We start from the raw sequence: 17,247 nt of genomic DNA on the forward strand, positions 1-17,247 counted from the left end.
GCCGCGGACGGTCCTGCCGCCCGGCCCCCGCTGCCCTCCCATCACCCCGCGAGCGCGGTGGGTTGGCTCTTAGAAGCAAGAGCAGAAGCAGTGCGGACCAACGGTCCGCACCCACCAAAGCAGAAGACAGCACAGCAGCGGCGCGCGGTGCTTCCGAAGCCATGAACCCCCGCTTTTGCCCCCGCTTTCGGGCGGTCCGGCCGCGCCCGCGGGAAACCGTCAGGGAGGGGGAGAGGGGGCTGCGCAGGACCGTTGGCGCCATGGATGGCGCCATCGAGCCCCCAGGGATGGGTTCACGGCGTGTCCTGCGCAGCCCCCTCTCCCCCTCCAAACCGATAGCAACGAGGCGCCGCAAGAACCCCCCGATGAACCGTCCCAACAGGACGACCCACCCCCCGGTCGGGTACGATGCTCGCCCCCCGTTCGGGACGCTGTACGCAATGAGCAAGAACAACGAAAAGGCCGCCCCGCAGGGCGACGTGACCCAGGACCAGGCCGAGGATGCCGTGCGCATCCTGCTGCGCTGGGCCGGTGAGGACCCGTCCCGCGAAGGCCTGCTGGATACCCCCCGCCGTGTCGCCGAAGCCTATGGCGACTGGTTCAGCGGTTACCGCGACGACCCGCGCGCCTACATGGAGCGGACCTTCGAGGAAGTGGCCGGCTACGACGAACTGATCGTCCTGCGCGACATCGAGTACGAAAGCCACTGCGAACACCACATGGCGCCGATCATCGGCCGCGTGCACGTCGGCTACCTGCCGGCCGGCAAGGTGGTGGGCATCAGCAAGCTGGCCCGCGTCGTCGAAGCCTACGCCCGCCGTTTCCAGGTGCAGGAGAAGATGACCGCGCAGATCGCCCAGTGCATCCAGGATGTGCTGCAGCCGATCGGTGTCGGCGTGGTCGTCGAAGGCGCCCACGAATGCATGACCACCCGCGGCATCCACAAGCGCGGCGTCAGCATGGTCACCTCGAAGATGCTGGGCAGCTTCCGCGACGACGCGCGTACCCGCGCCGAGTTCCTGCGCTTCATCGAAGTGGGCGGCAAGCGCTGAGCCGCCTGCCCGCACCCCGCCGGCCGCTGCGGGCCGGCATGCCCACGGCTGCCCACGCGGCAGCCGTGCGTAGCGGCTCGTCCCTGTCAGCCCAACAGACCTCTTTCGCTGCATGAAGCATCGCGAACGCATCTCCCGTTACCGCCATCTGCGCGAACAGCCCCAGTGGAAGCTGCTTGCCGCCGACCACGCTCCGGAAATCATCGGCCTGCTGCAGGGGCTGCTGATGGATGGCGAGCGCACGCTGCCCTCGTCGGTGCTCAACGAGCGTCTGCAACGCGCGCTGGACCAGCTCAACGGCGACGAACTGTCGCGCGACCTGCCGCGTACCGCGCAGGCCTACATCGCGCACTGGCTGGCCCAGGGTTGGCTGGAACGCCGCCTGCCCGAGGGCGCCGACCAGGAGCAGTACGAACTGTCGACCGCGGCACTGCAGGCGATCCGCTTCGCCGACGGCCTCGAGCAGGCCCGCGTGGCGGCCACCGAAAGCCGGCTGGCGCTGGTCATCGAACAACTCTCGCAGCTGGCCGCGCAGACCGAGTCCGATCCGGACGCGCGCCTGTCGGCGCTGCGCGACGAGCGGGACCGCATCGACGCCGAAATCGCCCGCGTCGGTGCCGGCCGCGTGGTCGCGCTGGACGGCAAGCGCGCGCTGGAACGTGCGCGCCAGATCATCGGCCTGGCCGACGAGCTGACCGAGGACTTCCGCCGCGTGCGCGACGACTTCGAGCAGCTCAACCGCGATTTCCGCGAACGCATCATCGACGACGAGGGCGAGCGCGGCGACGTGCTGTCGCAGCTGTTCGAAGGCGTGGACGTGATCGGCGAGAGCGATGCCGGGCGCAGCTTCCAGGCGTTCTGGCGCCTGCTCAACGACGCCGAACAGAGCGCGCAGCTTGATGCCGCGCTGGAAGCGGTGCTGGCGCGCGGGTTTGCGCGCCGCCTGGACCGCAACGAACGCAACTTCCTGCGTGGCTTCACCAGCACCATGCTCGAGCGCGGTGGCCAGGTGCACGACGTGCTGCAGAACTTCGCGCGCAGCCTGCGCGGCTTCGTGCAGAGCCGTGGCTATCTGGAACAGCGCCGCCTCAACCAGCTGCTGAAGCAGGCGCAGTCTGAAGCGCTGGCGCTGCGCGACGAGTTCCCCGCGCAGCGCGGCATCGGCCGCGACCTGCAGTTGACCACCAGCCGCCTGCGTTCGTGGTCGCAGTGGAAGCTGCACGATCCACGCAGTGCCCAGGTCGACGGCAACGTCGAGTACAACGACGCAGCCGCGATCAGCCTGGAGAGTGTCGGCGATCTGGTCGCTTCGTCCGAGATCGACTTCCGCACCCTGCGCCGCGACCTGCACGACCTGCTCAATGCGCAGCCGCGGCTGAGCATCGCCCAGGCCCTGTCGCAGCGCGAAGCGCCGCAGGGTCTTGGCAGCGTCATCGGCTACCTGTCGCTGGGCACGCGCTTCGGCAATGTGGTCGCCGGCGAGCAGGAGCTTGCGCAATGGCGTGGTGGCGACGGCCAGGTCCGTCGCGCCCGCATCCCGCTGGTTTGGTTCACCCAGGAGAGACGCCATGAGCTGGCATGAAGATCCCATCGACGCATCGCAGGCCGACGTGGCGGAAGACGCCTACGAGGCCGAGCCGGTGGCGGCCGTGGCGCAGCCCCGCCGTGGCAACGACGTGTATTACCTGGGCGATACCGGACGCCTGCCGCTGGATGCGCGCCGCGCGCTGTGCCAGCTGCTGATCGGCCCCAGCATCGACCAGCTGCGCCACGCCAAGCTGTGGCCGGCGCTGATCCGCAGCGAAGCCGCCATCCGTTCAGCGTTGGCCGACCTGTTCCTGGAACTGGTGCTGGACCGCGACAGCGGCGTGGCCTTCACCCGCCAGGCCGACACCGAAGACGTCGACGCGCCGGTGCTGCTGCGCACCTCGCCGCTGACCTTCATCGACTCGGTGCTGCTGCTGTACCTGCGCCAGCAGCTGGCCGAGGCCGATGCGCGCGGCAACCGCGCGGTGGTCGCCGACGCCGAGATGGCCGAAGCGCTGGCCATCTACGAGAAGAACCTGTCCACCGACCGCGCCGGCTTCAACCGCCGCGTTGCTTCGGCGGTGCAGAAGATGAAGGACAACCACATCCTGACCCGCCTCAGCGGCCAGGAAGACCGCCACGAAGTCTCGCCGGCACTGAAGCTGCTGTTCTCCGCCGAAGACGTGTCCCAGCTTTCGGCGGTGTACCGCCAGCTGCGTGAAACCCCGGCCGCCGAGGCCTGAGAGACCCGAACATCGCATGGCTATCTCCAAGCACACTCCCGCCCTGTTCAACGAAGGCCTGCCGGACCCGCGCCTGCAGCAGTTCCGCATGCGCCGCCTGCAGGTGCACAACTGGGGCACCTTCAACGGCCTGACCGAAGTACCGATCGCCGAGCGCGGCTTCCTGTTCGTCGGCCGTTCCGGCTCGGGCAAGTCGACCCTGCTCGATGCCATGTCCGCGCTGCTGACGCCGCCGGCCATCGTCGACTTCAACGCCGCCGCGCGTGAAGCCGAGCGCAGTGGCCGCGACCGCAACCTGGTGTCCTACGTGCGTGGCGCATGGGCCGACCAGCAGGACAGCGGCACCGGCGAAATCGCCACACAGTACCTGCGCAAGGGCGCCACCTGGACCGCACTGGTGCTGGAATACCGCGCCGGCGATGGCCGCGTGGTCAGCCTGGTGCGCCTGCTGTGGATCTCCGGCAACGGCACCTCGGCCGGTGACGTGCGCAAGCACTACATGATCGCCGAGCGTCCGTTCGACATCGCCAAGGATCTTGGCGGCTTCGACCTGGACCTGCGCAAGCTCAAGCAGAAGCTGTCCGACCTGCACCACTTCGACACCTTCTCCGGCTACGCCGAGCGCTTCCGCGACCTGCTCGGCATCGACAACGAAATGGCGCTGCGCCTGCTGCACAAGACGCAGTCGGCGAAGAACCTGGGCGACCTCAACGTCTTCCTGCGCGACTTCATGCTCGACACGCCGAAGACCTTCGACGCCGCCGAGCGCCTGGTCAGCGACTTCGCCGAGCTCGATGGTGCGCACCAGGCCGTGGTCACCGCTCGCCGCCAGGTGGAAACCCTGCTGCCGGCACGCGCCTATTACAACGACCTGAAGGAAATGCACCGCCAGCGTGGCGACGACGAAGCCCTGAAGCTCGGCGTCGACAGCTTCCGCGAAAGCCGCCGCCAGGCGCTGATCGAAGCACGCCTGCGCGAAATGGATGTGCGCGACCGTGGCCTGCTCGGCGAAGAAGCCCAGCGCCGCGCCGCACTCGACAACCACACCGAGCGCCTGGCCGAACTGGAACTGCAGCGCCGCCAGCAGGGCGGCGAGCGCATCGAGGAACTGGAACGCGAGCAGGGCCGTGCCGAAGCCGAGCGCGACCGCCGCCAGGCCAAGCGCGAGCAGGCAATCCAGGCGGCAAAGCAGCTGCAGGCTGAGCTGCCGGACGACGCTCACGGTTTCGCCGAGCTGGTCGAACGCGCGCAGAACGAGTTGCAGGATCGCCAGCGTGCCTCTTCGGCGCTGGACGACGCGATCAGTGATCGCCTCGGTGGCAAGCGCGATGACGAGCGCCGCTTCGGCGAAGTGCGCCTCGAACTCGAAGCGATGCAGCGCACGCCGTCCAACATTCCGGCGCCGATGCAGAAGCTGCGCGCGCGTCTGGCCGAGGAAACCGGCATCGCCGAAGCGGCACTGCCGTTCGTCGGCGAGTTGATCCAGGTCCGCTCGGAAGAGCAGGGCTGGCAGGGCGCCATCGAGCGTGTGCTGGGCGGCTTCGCGTTGTCGCTGCTGGTCGATGACAAGCACTACAACGACGTCGCCGAGTGGGTGAACCGCACCCACCTGGGCATGCGCTTCACCTATTATCGGGTGCGCCGCAACGATGATGCGTTCGCGCGTGAGCCGTCGGCCAGATCGTTGCTGCACAAGCTGGAACTGCGCGAGCACGTGTTCGAAAGCTGGCTGCGGCGCGAGCTTGGCAAGCGTTTCGACTACGAGTGCGTGGATGCCAAGCAGCTGCGCAACGTCGACCGCGGCATCACCCGCGAGGGCCAGGTCAAGCATCCCGGCGACCGTTTCGAGAAGGATGACCGGAGTGCGGTGGGCGACCGCCGTCGCTGGATCCTCGGCTTCAACAACCACGACAAGGTGGGCGCCTTCGAGCGCGAAGCGCAGGAACTGGCCAAGCGCATCGCCAGCTGCGAGACCGACATCGCGCGCCTGCGCGGCCAGCGTGACCGCGACAACGAGCGCCGCCTGGCCTGCCACGAGCTGGTCAGCATCAGCTGGAACGAGATCGACATCGCTGCCCCGCAGCAGCGCCTGAGTGATATCGAGGCGACCCTGCGCGACCTGCGCGAAGGCAATGCCGACCTCGCCAAGCTGGCCAGGCAGATCGATGCCGTGCGCGCCGACATCGAGCAGTCGCGCCGCACCTATGAAGACGTCCGCGTCGAGCGCGGCCAGCTGGTCAAGGAACGTGATCGCCTCGACCGCGCCCGCCAGCAGAGCCGTGCACTGGTGCTGCCGAGCCTGGCCCAGGAGCAGGAAGCCGGGCTGGCCGAGCGCCTGCAGGAGCAGGGCCCGCTCAGCCTGGAAACGCTCGAAGCGCACATGCGCCAGGTCAGCAACGCGCTGAACGAGCAGCTGTCGTCCTCGCAGCAGGACCTCAACCGCATCGAGAACCAGCTGATCGGCTGCTTCCGCCGCTTCGTCCAGCAGTGGCCGGAGGAATCGGGCGACTTCACCGTCTCGGTGGCCTCGGCCGAGGACTTCCTGGCCCGCCTCGAACGGCTGGAGCGTGATGGCCTGCCGCAGCACGAAGAGCGCTTCTTCGATCTGCTGCAGAACCAGAGCAAGAACAACCTGCTGGCACTGCAGCGCCACAGCGCCGAGGCCCGCAAGTCGATCGGCCAGCGCTTGGACGAAGTGAACGCCAGCCTGGAACAGGTGCCGTTCAACCGTGGCACGCTGCTGACCATTGAACTGAGCGACCGCCGCCTGCCGGAAGTCGGCGAGTTCCACCTGCAGCTGCGCGAGGTGCTGTCGCAGCAGCAGACCGAGCAGCGCGAGCTGGCCGAATCGCAGTTCACCGTGCTGCGCCAGCTGGTCAACCGCCTGGGTTCGCAGGAAGGTGAGGACAAGCGCTGGCGCGAGCTGGTGCTGGACGTGCGCATGCACGTGGAGTTCATCGGCGTCGAGCTGGATGCGGAAACGCGCCAGCAGGTCGAGATCTACCGCAGCGGTGCCGGCAAGTCCGGTGGCCAGCGCCAGAAGCTGGCTACTACCTGCCTGGCCGCGGCACTGCGCTACCAGCTCGGCGGTGCCGACAGCCAGTTGCCCAGCTATGCCGCGGTCGTGCTCGACGAAGCCTTCGACAAGGCCGACAACGAGTTCACCGCACTGGCAATGAACATCTTCGACAACTTCGGCTTCCAGATGGTGGTGGCCACGCCGCTGAAGTCGGTGATGACGCTGGAACCCTTCATTGGTGGTGCCTGCTTCGTCGAGATCAGCGGCCGCCACGACTCCGGCGTGCTGTTGATCGAGTACGACGAAGAAGGCAAACGCCTGAAGCTGCCCGAGCGCAGCCGCCAGCAGGCCAACGAACCGGAAGAAGCGGAGGCCTGATCCGGCCGGTTGAATGGGAATGCCGGCCAGCGGCCGGCACTACCCATCGGCAGGGTTCATGACCCGGTAGTGCCGGCCGCTGGCCGGCAACCGCATTCACGCTCCGCGGAACGTATCCCACGCCATCCGCGCGATCAGCACCACCACCAGCCCCACGAACAGCTTGCGGATGAACGGCGTACCGCCCTTCAGTGCCAACCGCGTGCCCACCACCGATCCGATGATGTTGGCCGCCGCCATCGGCAGCGCGAACAACCACAGGATGTTGCCGGTCGGCACGAAGAACGAGATCGCCGCAACATTCGTCGCCAGGTTCACCACCTTCGATGCCGCCGATGCGCGCAGGAAATCCAGGCCGAAGAAGCGCACGAACAGGAAGATCAGGAAGCTGCCGGTGCCCGGCCCGAAAAAGCCGTCGTAGAAGCCGATTGCCGCACCGATCGCCAGCGCGATCGCCAGTTCGCGGCGGCCGATCTCCTGCGGCCGGTGCAGCGCGCCGAAGTCCTTCTTCCACAGGGTGTAGGCCAGCATGGCGATCAGCAGCACCAGCACCAGGGGGCGCACCGCGTCCTTGGGCAGCAGGCTCACCGCGGTGGCCCCGGCGAAGGAGAAGATGAAGGCGGTACCGGCCGCGAACAGTACCGGCTTCCACGGGAAGCGCACGTTGCGCGCATAGCGCCAGGCGGCCGCGCCGGTACCGAACATCGAACTGAACTTGTTGGTACCGAACAGCATCGCCGGCGTCTGCTGCGGCAGCACCGTGAACAGGCCGGGCAGCTGCACCAGGCCGCCGCCACCCACGGCAGCATCCACAAGGCCGGCGATGAAGGCGATCACCACCAGCCACCACAACTCAGGGGGAACCAGTTCCAGCACGGCGATCAATCAAGGTGGGGGCGCGACAGCATACGCCTGTCCTGCTTCAGCTGGCCCGTGCCGCGCGTGGATCAATCCGCGCAACCCGGCGACAATGCCGGCATGAGCCGAAAACCCGCCGATCCCTGCCCCTGTGGCCTGCCTGCCGACTATGCCGCCTGCTGCGGCCGTTTCCACGCAGGCGAAGCCGCACCCGATGCCGAGCATCTGATGCGTTCGCGCTACAGCGCCTATGTGCGGGGCCTGGCCGACTACCTGCGGCAGACCTGGCACCCGGACACGCGTCCGGCCGAGCTGTCATTGGACGAAGCACCCGGCCAGCGCACCCATTGGCTGGGCCTGACCGTGCACGAGCACACCGTCACCGGTACCGACAGCGCCGAAGTCCGCTTCACCGCGCGCTATCGCATCGGCGGCGGCAGCGCGGTGAGGATGACCGAACACAGCCGCTTCCAACGCATCGACGGCCGCTGGTACTACCTCGACGCAGTCTGAGCCCTACGCGCTGCGCGCAGCTAGCAGGTGCTGGCCGCCGTGCGCCCGCACCTGGTTGCGGCCCTCGTCCTTGGCCACATACAGGGCCTGGTCGGCGGCCTTGACCACGGCCATCGGCTGCGGATCCACGCGGCTGTCGGCCAGCCCGATGCTCACCGTCACCTGCACCACCTGGCCGTTGCCGCCGCGTCCGCGCTGCTGGCGGCCGGCTTCATCGTCGCGGCTGCGGGTGCTGCGGTCGCGCAGCTGCATGCGCGTATCCTCGATGCTCTGCCGCAATGCTTCCACGGCATCGACACACGCCGCCGCCGGGCGGTCCAGGAACACCACCGCGAACTCCTCGCCGCCATAGCGGAACGCGCGGCCACCGTCGCCCACCCGCGCCAGCCGCGACGCCACCAGGCGCAGTACATCGTCGCCAGTATCGTGGCCATGGGTGTCGTTGAACGATTTGAAGTGGTCCACGTCCACCATTGCGATGCTGTAGGTGCCGCGTGCCCGCTGCAGGGTCTCGTTGAACGCCCGTCGCCCCGGCAGGCCAGTCAACTCATCGCGGAAGGCCATGTGGAAGGATTCCTGCAGCATCGCGCCCAGCATCAGCAGCAGGGCGGCACCGCTCAGCGCGGGCAGCAGCACCGGCTGCAGGAAGATCCGCGGCAGCATCCACCACAGGCACAGCAGGGCCAGCAGCATCGCCGTGTGCAGTGGCCGCGGATGTCGCCACGCCTGCCAGCCCAATGCCGCTGTCGCCAGCAGGAACAGCAGCGCGGGCAGCTGCGCCAACGCGTTCCAGTCGGCGGGAATCCAGGCCCAATGACGGTTCGACAGCAGATCGTGCATGCCCTGCGGCTGCTGTGCCGCCAGCAGCAGGAAGATCACCAGTGCCGCGCCGCAGACCACGCTGCGCAGCAGCAGGTCCTGGCGCCGGCGTCCGCGCTCCGGCCACAGCGCCAGTCCCGCGAACAGCGCCGGCACCCAGGCCGAGATCGCGTGGAAGCGCAGCGGGGTCAGCGTGGTGACATGGCCATTGCGCAGGTAGCCAGCGACGTCCTGGTGCAGCAGCGCGAACACCACCGCCATCACCAGCAGCAGGCACAACGTGCGCACCTGGTGGTAGAGCAGGGCCAGGCCGGCACCGAGGCAGGCCAGCAGCCAGGGCAGGATGCGCTGGGCCGGGCTGGCCACATCCTCGGTGCCCAGCGCCATCCACAGCACCCCGACGACCAGCACGGCGGGCAGCACGAACAGGTAATGCGCAGGCTGGCGGAGCGGATGCAGGGGCACGCAGTAAGTCCAGTGCGGTGACGATGCGACCGCAGCATTGCCGTTAGCGGCGTCCCCACGCACTTCTTGAACGCGTGCGGCCGCTGCCATGTGAACGAAGTGACGCCGAACCATGACATCGCACTCACCGTCCAGCGCCGATGCTGCCCACATGGACAGCGCACCCGCCGCCGTCGCTGCTCCGCAGCGCGATCTCGCCCGCCGCTTTGCGCAGGTACGGGCCCGCAGCCTGCAGCTGGCTGCCCCGCTCAGTGCCGAGGACGCCATGCTGCAGAGCATGGCCGACGCCAGTCCCAGCAAATGGCACCTGGCCCATACCACCTGGTTCTTCGAACGCTTCGTGCTGGCCGGTTTTGCCACCACGCCGGCGCATGATCCGGCCTGGGACTACCTGTTCAACAGTTACTACAAGAGCGTCGGTCCGGCGCATGCGCGGCCGCAGCGCGGGCTGCTGTCACGGCCCTCGTTGCAGCAGGTACGCGACTATCGGCAACAGGTCGACATGCAGGTGCAGTCCCGGCTGGCGGCGGGTGACCTCGACGAGCAGGCGCTGCACCACCTGCAGTTGGGACTGCAGCACGAGCAACAGCACCAGGAACTGTTGCTGACCGACATCAAGCATGCGTTCTGGTGCAATCCACTGCAGCCACCGTATCGCGAGGATCTGCGGCCCGTCACAAGCACCGCTACGGCGCAGGGCTGGATCGAATCGCCCGAACGGATCGTCACCGTCGGTGCCGCAGCATGGCCACGGCACGCTGCCTTCGCCTACGACAATGAATCGCCGCCACACCGCGTGCTGCTGCCCGCGCATGCATTGGCCGAGCGCCCCGTCAGCAATGCCGAGTACCGCACCTTCATCGAGGCGGGTGGTTACCGCGAACCGCGCTGGTGGCTCAGCGAAGGCTGGGCATTGCGCGAAGCCGAGGACTGGCAGCACCCGCTGTACTGGGATGATGCCCTGCAGCGCGAGTACACCCTGGGCGGTTGGCGCGAACTGGATCCGCACGCGCCGGTCTGCCACCTCAGCTACTACGAGGCCGATGCCTGCGCCCGCTGGTCCGGCGCGCGCCTGCCCAGCGAGTTCGAGTGGGAAGCGGCCGCCGCCTCGCAGCCCCTGCGCGGCCACTTCGCCGACGACGATCACCTGCACCCGCAGGCGGAGCAGGGCAGTGGGCTGCGGCAGCTGTTCGGTGATGTCTGGGAGTGGACCGCCAGCGCCTATGGCGCCTACCCGGGCTTCCGTCCTTTTGACGGCAACCTCGGCGAATACAACGGCAAGTTCATGTGCGGCCAGTGGGTACTGCGCGGCGGCAGCTGTGCCACACCCCGCGGCCACGTGCGCGCCAGCTACCGCAACTTCTTCATGCCACCGGCACGGTGGCAGTTCTCCGGGCTGCGCCTGGCCAGGGACCTTGCATGAGCACCGTGCATGACGCGCTGCAGGCATTGACCGATCTCACCCCCGGGCGGCAGCAGATCCTCTCCGACGTGGTGGCCGGGTTGTCGCGCACGCCCCGGCAGCTGCCGTCCAAGTACTTCTACGATGCACGCGGCTCGCGCCTGTTCGAGCAGATCACCCAGACCCCCGAGTACTACCCCACGCGCACCGAGCTGGCGCTGCTGAAGCGCGTGCTGCCGGACATCGCCTGCACCGTTGGCCCGCGCCTGCACGTGGTCGAGCTGGGCAGCGGCAGCGGACGCAAGACCGCGCTGCTGCTGGCCGCACTGCACGACCCTGTTGCCTACACGCCGATCGAGATCTCACGGGCCGCGCTGCTGTCCAGCATCGATCACCTGGCACCGGCGCTGCCCGAGGTGGAGATGCTGCCGGTCTGTGCCGACTTCACCCGCCCTGTCGCCGTTCCCGCACCGGAACGTACACCGGCCCGCCGCCTGCTGTTCTTCCCCGGTTCCACATTGGGCAATTTCGCCGAAGTCGATGCCGTCGCCCTGCTGCGGGCGATGCGCCAGACCATGGGCCGCGACGGCCTGGCCCTGGTCGGCATCGATCTGCACAAGGACCCGGCACTGATCGAAGCGGCCTACAACGATGCGCAGGGCGTCACCGCCGCGTTCACCCTCAACCTGCTGGCGCGTCTCAATCGCGAGATCGGCAGCGACTTCGACCTCGACGGCTTCCGCCACCGTGCCTGCTACAGCACCGCGCGGCTGCGCATCGAAACCGACCTGGTCAGCCAGTGGGCGCAGGACGTCCACCTGGATGGCCGCACGTTTCACTTTGCTGCCGGTGAACCCATCCGCGTCGAGTACAGCCACAAGTACACCGATGACAGCTTCGACGCGCTGGTGCAGCAGGCCGGCCTGCAGGTCGCGCAGCGCTGGGATGCCGCAAGCCCCGCCTATGGCCTGCGCCTGCTGCGCATCGCCTAGGGCGGCCAATCAGCCGGCGCCCCTTCAGGTTCGGTCGCACCGCTGCCCCTAAGATGGCCGTGCAACGGCAACACGGAGGACGCCATGCCCATTCTGACCACGCTCGGCCTGGCGGCCGCCCTCGCGTCGACCCCGCCGCTGCCTGCGGCCCCCGCCGCCACTATCGATCCGGCGTTCAGCCGCTGCCTGGCGGCACTGCAGGCCACCGCCGCGACCCAGGGCATCAGCGCCGATCGATTCAACGGAATCACCGCCGGGCTCACGCCGGACCCGAGCGTGCTCGGGCTGCTGGACGCACAACCGGAATTCACCACGCCGATCTGGGATTACCTGGCCGCGCTGGTCGACCGCCAGCGCGTCGATAATGGCCGCACTCTGCTGCAGCAACATCGCGATCTGCTCGATCGTGTCTCCGCGCAGTACGGCGTCGATCCGGCCACCATCGTCGCGGTCTGGGGCGTGGAGAGCGACTATGGCCGCGTCTTCGGCAAGCGCCCGCTGCTGCAGTCGCTGGCCACGCTGTCCTGTGCCGGCCGCCGCCAAGCGTTCTTCCGTGGCGAACTGCTGGCGCTGCTCAAGCTGATCGATCGCGGTGACCTGCAGGGCCAGGGGCTCACCGGTTCCTGGGCCGGCGCCTTCGGGCACACGCAGTTCATGCCCAGTACCTACGCACGTATCGCGGTCGATGGTGATGGCGATGGCCGCCGCGATCTGGTCGGCAGCATTCCCGACGCGCTGGCGTCGACCGCCAACTACCTCAAGCGTGCCGGTTGGCGCAGTGGCGAACCGTGGGGCATGGAGGTCCGTGTTCCCGCCGGCTTCAACGCCAGTCTGGCGGGCCGCACCCAGCGCCGGGCCCTTGCCGACTGGCGCGCGCAGGGCGTGACCGCGCTCGATGGCAGCGTGCTGGCCCCAGCCAACCTGCCGGTCGACGCGCGCGCCGCCCTGCTGCTGCCGGCTGGCATCAAGGGCCCGGCATTGCTGGTGTTCCGCAACTACGATGCGATCTACAGCTACAACGCCGCCGAAAGCTATGCGCTGGCGATCGCCACGCTGGCCGACCAGCTGCGTGGCGGCACCGGCCTGGCCACCGCCTGGCCGACCGATGATCCCGGCATCGGCCGCGACGAACGCCGCCAGCTGCAGACCCTGCTGCTGGCCCGTGGCCACGACATCGGCAGCGCCGACGGCATGATCGGCACCGCCACCCGCCGCGCGATCCAGGCCGAGCAGCAGCGCCTGGGCTGGGCCAATGCGGATGGGCGCGCCGGCCAGCGCATCCTGCGCGCGTTGCAGCAGGAGGCAGCAGCAGGGGCGCCTGCCAGCCGCTAGACCTTGCCGATCGCACGGCGGCCGCGACATCATCGCCGCGGTCATCAAGGAGTGTCAGCGCATGCAGTCGAACCCGGACATCAGCACCGGCCTGTACCACGGGCTCGAGGCCTGGCAGATACGCACCCCCAGCGCCACCGCGGTCATCAGCGTGTTCGGTGGACAGCTGCTGTCGTTCATTCCAGAGGGGCAGCCGGACCTGCTGTGGCTGTCGCCGAAACGGGCCGGGTTGCCCACGCCGATCCGGGGCGGGGTTCCGGTGTGCTGGCCGTGGTTCGGTCGCCAGGGCCAGAGCGACGATGCGCTGGCACATGGCCTGGTGCGCACCGCGCGCTGGGAGCTGCTGCAGGCCCGCCAGGACGATGACGGTGAGCTGGAGCTGCAGCTGGCACCCGCATTGACTGCCGAACGTGGCCTGCGCCTGCAGATGCAGCTGCGCATCGGTCGCCAGCTGCGGCAGCAACTGGCCACCGAGAACACCGGCACGTCCCCGGTGACCTTCACCCAGGCCCTGCACAGCTACTTCCGGGTCGGCGATGCCCGTCGTGTCGAAGTCGATGGCCTCGATGGCCTGCTCTATCTGGACAAGTACGAGGACTACGCGCAGCTGCGCCAGCAGCAGGGGCCCTGGTCGTTGCGCGACCCGCGCGATCCGGGGCGCAGCGACCGCATCTATACCGGTGCCGGTGGCTACTACGTGCTGCGCGATCCCGTCCTGCAGCGGCGGATCGAGATCCGCAGCGAAGGCAGCCAGACCGTGGTGGCGTGGAATCCGGGCGCGGAGGCGGCGGCGAAGATGGCCGATGTCGGCGACGGTTGGCACGACTACGTGTGCCTGGAAGTGGCCAATGCAGGGCCAGAGCAGATTACGCTTGCACCCGGCGCGCGCCACCTTCTGGTACAGGTGCTGGCCAGTGAACCGCTGGAGGCCGTGGCCGGACGTTCAGAGTAGCGATGGGATCGACAGGAATGGATGGCATGCAGGAAGCACAATGGTGGTACGCCAACAGCAAGCAGAGCGAAGGACCGGTGGACCTGGCCGGGTTGCGCCGCCTGCGGCAGGACGGCACGGTAACCGCCCACACGCTGATGTGGCGCGAAGGAATGGCATCGTGGCGGCCGCTGGCCGAGCTGGACCCCTCGGTGACGCCGCTGGGTCCGACTCCGCTGCCGGTTGAACCGGTGCAGGCCGTCACCGCCAGCGAAGCCCCGAGCGCTGATCCGTCCGACCCCTATCGTGCACCCGCCGCTTCGCCCGTAGCAGCGACCGCGTCGCAGCTGGAAGGCGACATTGCCTTGTACGCCGCCGTGGTCGGCGGCAACTTCCCCATCTATCGCCAGCGCTGGCGGCTGGACCAGGGCGTTGCCGAGGGCAGCGGCACCTGGCACTGGCCGGCGTTCCTGATCGGCGTGATCTGGATGGTGTACCGCAGGATGTACCGGCTGGCGGCGATCTGGGCCGGCCTGCTGGTGTTCTTCAGCATCGCCGAGGCGTTGCTGGGCGTGCCGGAAGGCGTGTCGACGGTCATTACCCTTGCCATCAACGTCACTGCTGCGATGTATGCCAATCGCTGGTACCTGGCGCACTGCCAGCGCGAGATCGCCCGCGCGCGCGCATTGGCGGGTGACGATGAGGCGCGCCTGCGCAGCGAGCTGGCCAGACGGGGTGACACCAATGCCCTGGCAGCGGCAGTGGTGGCCATCGCCGTCGTTGCGGTGATGCTGGTGGGGCAGGCGATGGCAGGCTGAGGCCGGGCGGCTTCAGATTCGCGCGCACCTGCCGCTACCGCAGGTTCATCACGGGCAAGGAACCGCCGATATGAATCATCTGGATACCCCGCCGGCTTCCCCGGCGGATGACAATCCCTATCTCGCGCCCGCCGCAGAGGTGGACGGCACGGCCGCTCCGGCGGACGCGGACTACCTGAACCTCCTTGTGGGACCCAACGCGGCGCTCTACCGCCAGCGCTGGCATCTGGACAGCCCGGTGCCGAAGCCGCCGCGGCCGTGGCACTGGCCCGCGTTCCTGGTGCCGACGTACTGGCTGCTGCACCGGAAGATGTACCTGGCGGCCATTCTCTTCGAACTGGTCCTGTTCGGCATCGCGCTGCTGTCGGCCCACGCCAACCCGCTGCTCACCGTGGCGTTGCTGGCGGTGCCACGGTTCGCCATCGCCGTGACAGCCAACAGCCTGTACCTGCGCTATTGCACGCGGCTGCTGGCCAAGGTGAAGACTGCCCACGCCGGGCAGCACAACCGCATCCGCACAGAACTGCAGCGTCGTGGCGGCACCAGCGTGTGGGCGGTGGTGACCGGCATGGCAGCCGTCGCGGTGATCAACACCGTCGCTCGCCTGGCAGCCTGATCCGTTTGCTCAGGCCGGTGCCCGTGCCCGCAGCACCAGCAGGCACAACGCACCGGCCACCAGGCCCCAGAACGCCGAGCCGATCCCGGCCAGGGAAACTCCCGAGGCGGTAACCAGGAAGGTGACCAGCGCCGCCTCGCGGTCGCGCTCCACCGCCAACGCACTGGCCAGGCTGTTGCCGATGGTGCCAAACAGCGCGATACCGGCCACGCAGGCCACCAGTTCCCTGGGGAAGGCCGCGAACAGCGCCGCCACCGTGGCGCCAAACAGGCCGACGACAATATAGAAAGCGCCCGCGGCCATGGCGGCGGTGTAACGTCGCGCCGGATCCTCATGCGCATCGCGGCCCATGCAGATGGCAGCGGTGATCGCCGCCAGGTTCAGCGCGTATGCACCGAACGGCGCCAGCAGCGTGTTGACTACGCCGATCCAGCCGATCAGCGGCGACACCGGCGCGTCGTAGCCTGAGGCGCGCATCACCGCCACACCGGGAATGTTCTGCGAGGCCATGGTGACCACGAACAGGGGCAGGGCAATGCCGGCCACGGCCGTCCACGACAGTGAAGGTGCCACCCACTGTGGCATTGCCAGTTGCAGCTGTACCTGCTGGGCATGCAGCAGGCCGCGGCTGGCGGCGACGGCGATGCCGACCAGCAGCGTGGCGATCACCGCATAGCGCGGGAACAGCCGCCGTCCGGCCAGCCAGGTGGCGAACATTGCCAGCGCGAGCACCAGCTGGGTGTTCATGGCCACGAACACATCCAGCCCGAAGCGCAGCAGTACACCGGCCAGCATGCCGGCGGCCAGCGCCATCGGCACCCGTTGCATCAGTTGGGCGAAGATGCCCGAAAAGCCCGCCAGCATGCCCAGCAATGCGGCCAGCAGGAATGCACCCGTGGCCTCAGAGAGCGAGGCGCCGCCGGCACCCACCACCAGCATGGCCGCACCCGGGGTCGACCACGCCGTCACCACCGGCACGCGATAACGCAGCGACAGGCCAATGCAGGTCACGCCCATGCCCAGCCCCAGCGCCCACATCCAGGAGGCGATCTGCACCTGATCGGCACCGACGGCCTGTGCAGCCTGGAACACGATCACGGCTGAGCTGGCGAAGCCCACCAGCACCGTAATGAAGCCAGCGACGATTGCCGGCATCGAAAGATCGCGCCACCACGCGCGCCGCACCTGCATGCTCATTGCTCTGTCTCCACTGTGCATCCCTGCATTGTGCATCCCTGCATTGATAGGGGGTGCGGCGTTGACCGCGCAACGCGCGGGCAACGCCGCAGTGATCTTCGAGCGCACGTCATGCGTGATGTCGTGGTGCTTCTGTCATCACCCTGCAAGAAAAGCCTTGACGAAATCTGCAGGATCTCTAGAATTCGCTCCCTTGCTGCAGCGCATCGCTTCTCCGGAAACGACAGGCGAACAGCAACGCCACCACCGACGAACGAGTTGATCGAACGAAGGTGTTGACGGACTCGAAAAGTCCGGCATAATAGGCGGCTCGCAACGACGAAAGGCCTTCGGGTCCAACGACGAAGCAGCATCGGCAACAACGTCCACTCCGGTGAGACGGCCTTGAAAAAAGGTGTTGACGAAGCGGAAAAGCCGGCTATAATGGGCGGCTCGCTACGAAGGAAACTTCGCAGCATACGGGAACGGCGCTGAGGCCACTTCCCTGGATCTTTGAAAGTATGCGCAGGTATCTTGTGAAGGCGCCTGCAGGAAGGATGATTGTCCATCTTGCAGACGTTTGATCAAGCAACTATTAATTGTTTT

14 protein-coding genes are annotated in these 17,247 nt (G+C 68.0%); 11 read left to right on the top strand and 3 right to left on the bottom strand.

Translation table 11 applies throughout. The annotated features are described in order from the left end of the window. Positions 1–440: 440 nt before the first annotated feature. From folE to B9Y82_RS20480, 4 genes are all read left to right on the top strand, one after another. Positions 441–1,052: a GTP cyclohydrolase I FolE gene (gene folE / locus B9Y82_RS20465; RefSeq protein WP_008267997.1), complete on the top strand. Its 612-nt coding sequence runs from the start codon at positions 441–443 to the stop codon at positions 1,050–1,052. A gap of 112 nt (positions 1,053–1,164) precedes the next feature. Next, positions 1,165–2,634: a DUF3375 domain-containing protein gene (locus B9Y82_RS20470; protein WP_100475136.1), complete on the top strand. Its 1,470-nt coding sequence runs from the start codon at positions 1,165–1,167 to the stop codon at positions 2,632–2,634. Next, on the top strand, positions 2,621–3,322 hold the full coding sequence (locus tag B9Y82_RS20475; protein ID WP_100475137.1) for a DUF4194 domain-containing protein: 702 nt from the start codon (positions 2,621–2,623) through the stop codon (positions 3,320–3,322). Before B9Y82_RS20470 ends, B9Y82_RS20475 begins: the two co-directional genes overlap by 14 nt. A 16-nt stretch (positions 3,323–3,338) precedes the next feature. Continuing rightward, entirely contained in the window at positions 3,339–6,719 is a 3,381-nt protein-coding gene (locus tag B9Y82_RS20480; protein WP_100475138.1) for an ATP-binding protein, read from the top strand. 96 nt (positions 6,720–6,815) lie between these two features. On the opposite strand, the gene B9Y82_RS20485 is transcribed toward B9Y82_RS20480, so the two are convergent. After that, positions 6,816–7,595, bottom strand: coding sequence for a sulfite exporter TauE/SafE family protein (locus B9Y82_RS20485; RefSeq protein WP_032960169.1), 780 nt, complete (start codon positions 7,593–7,595; stop codon positions 6,816–6,818). A 102-nt stretch (positions 7,596–7,697) separates the two neighbouring features. Between B9Y82_RS20485 and B9Y82_RS20490 the strand changes: the two genes are divergently transcribed. Continuing rightward, positions 7,698–8,090, top strand: coding sequence for a YchJ family protein (locus B9Y82_RS20490; protein WP_100475139.1), 393 nt, complete (start codon positions 7,698–7,700; stop codon positions 8,088–8,090). A 3-nt stretch (positions 8,091–8,093) separates the two neighbouring features. On the opposite strand, the gene B9Y82_RS20495 is transcribed toward B9Y82_RS20490, so the two are convergent. Beyond that, a complete protein-coding gene (locus B9Y82_RS20495) occupies positions 8,094–9,374 on the bottom strand; it encodes a GGDEF domain-containing protein (protein ID WP_100475140.1) in 1,281 nt (426 codons plus the stop codon). 151 nt (positions 9,375–9,525) lie between these two features. Between B9Y82_RS20495 and egtB the strand changes: the two genes are divergently transcribed. The 6 genes from egtB (at position 9,526) to B9Y82_RS20525 (ending at position 15,465) form a co-directional block, all read left to right on the top strand. After that, positions 9,526–10,797, top strand: coding sequence for an ergothioneine biosynthesis protein EgtB (gene egtB, locus B9Y82_RS20500; protein ID WP_100475141.1), 1,272 nt, complete (start codon positions 9,526–9,528; stop codon positions 10,795–10,797). Continuing rightward, complete coding sequence (egtD, locus tag B9Y82_RS20505; RefSeq protein WP_100475142.1) at positions 10,794–11,768, top strand: L-histidine N(alpha)-methyltransferase; 975 nt, start codon at positions 10,794–10,796, stop codon at positions 11,766–11,768. The genes egtB and egtD overlap by 4 nt, the downstream gene beginning before the upstream one ends. A gap of 84 nt (positions 11,769–11,852) precedes the next feature. Beyond that, the gene (locus tag B9Y82_RS20510) at positions 11,853–13,100 is read left to right on the top strand and encodes a lytic murein transglycosylase (RefSeq protein WP_100475143.1); all 1,248 of its coding nucleotides are present in this window, start codon (positions 11,853–11,855) and stop codon (positions 13,098–13,100) included. Between the two features lie 61 nt (positions 13,101–13,161). Beyond that, on the top strand, positions 13,162–14,052 hold the full coding sequence (locus B9Y82_RS20515) for a D-hexose-6-phosphate mutarotase (protein ID WP_100475144.1): 891 nt from the start codon (positions 13,162–13,164) through the stop codon (positions 14,050–14,052). 26 nt (positions 14,053–14,078) lie between these two features. After that, the gene (locus B9Y82_RS20520; RefSeq protein WP_100475145.1) at positions 14,079–14,849 is read left to right on the top strand and encodes a GYF domain-containing protein; all 771 of its coding nucleotides are present in this window, start codon (positions 14,079–14,081) and stop codon (positions 14,847–14,849) included. Between the two features lie 70 nt (positions 14,850–14,919). Continuing rightward, complete coding sequence (locus tag B9Y82_RS20525) at positions 14,920–15,465, top strand: DUF2628 domain-containing protein (RefSeq protein ID WP_100475146.1); 546 nt, start codon at positions 14,920–14,922, stop codon at positions 15,463–15,465. A gap of 9 nt (positions 15,466–15,474) precedes the next feature. Here B9Y82_RS20525 and B9Y82_RS20530 read toward each other — a convergent pair whose 3' ends face one another. After that, positions 15,475–16,662, bottom strand: coding sequence for a benzoate/H(+) symporter BenE family transporter (locus tag B9Y82_RS20530; RefSeq protein WP_100475147.1), 1,188 nt, complete (start codon positions 16,660–16,662; stop codon positions 15,475–15,477). Positions 16,663–17,247: the final 585 nt, after the last annotated feature.

It is taken from the genome of Stenotrophomonas maltophilia, from assembly GCF_002799155.1.
GTDB classification, from domain to species: Bacteria; Pseudomonadota; Gammaproteobacteria; order Xanthomonadales; family Xanthomonadaceae; genus Stenotrophomonas; species Stenotrophomonas maltophilia_R.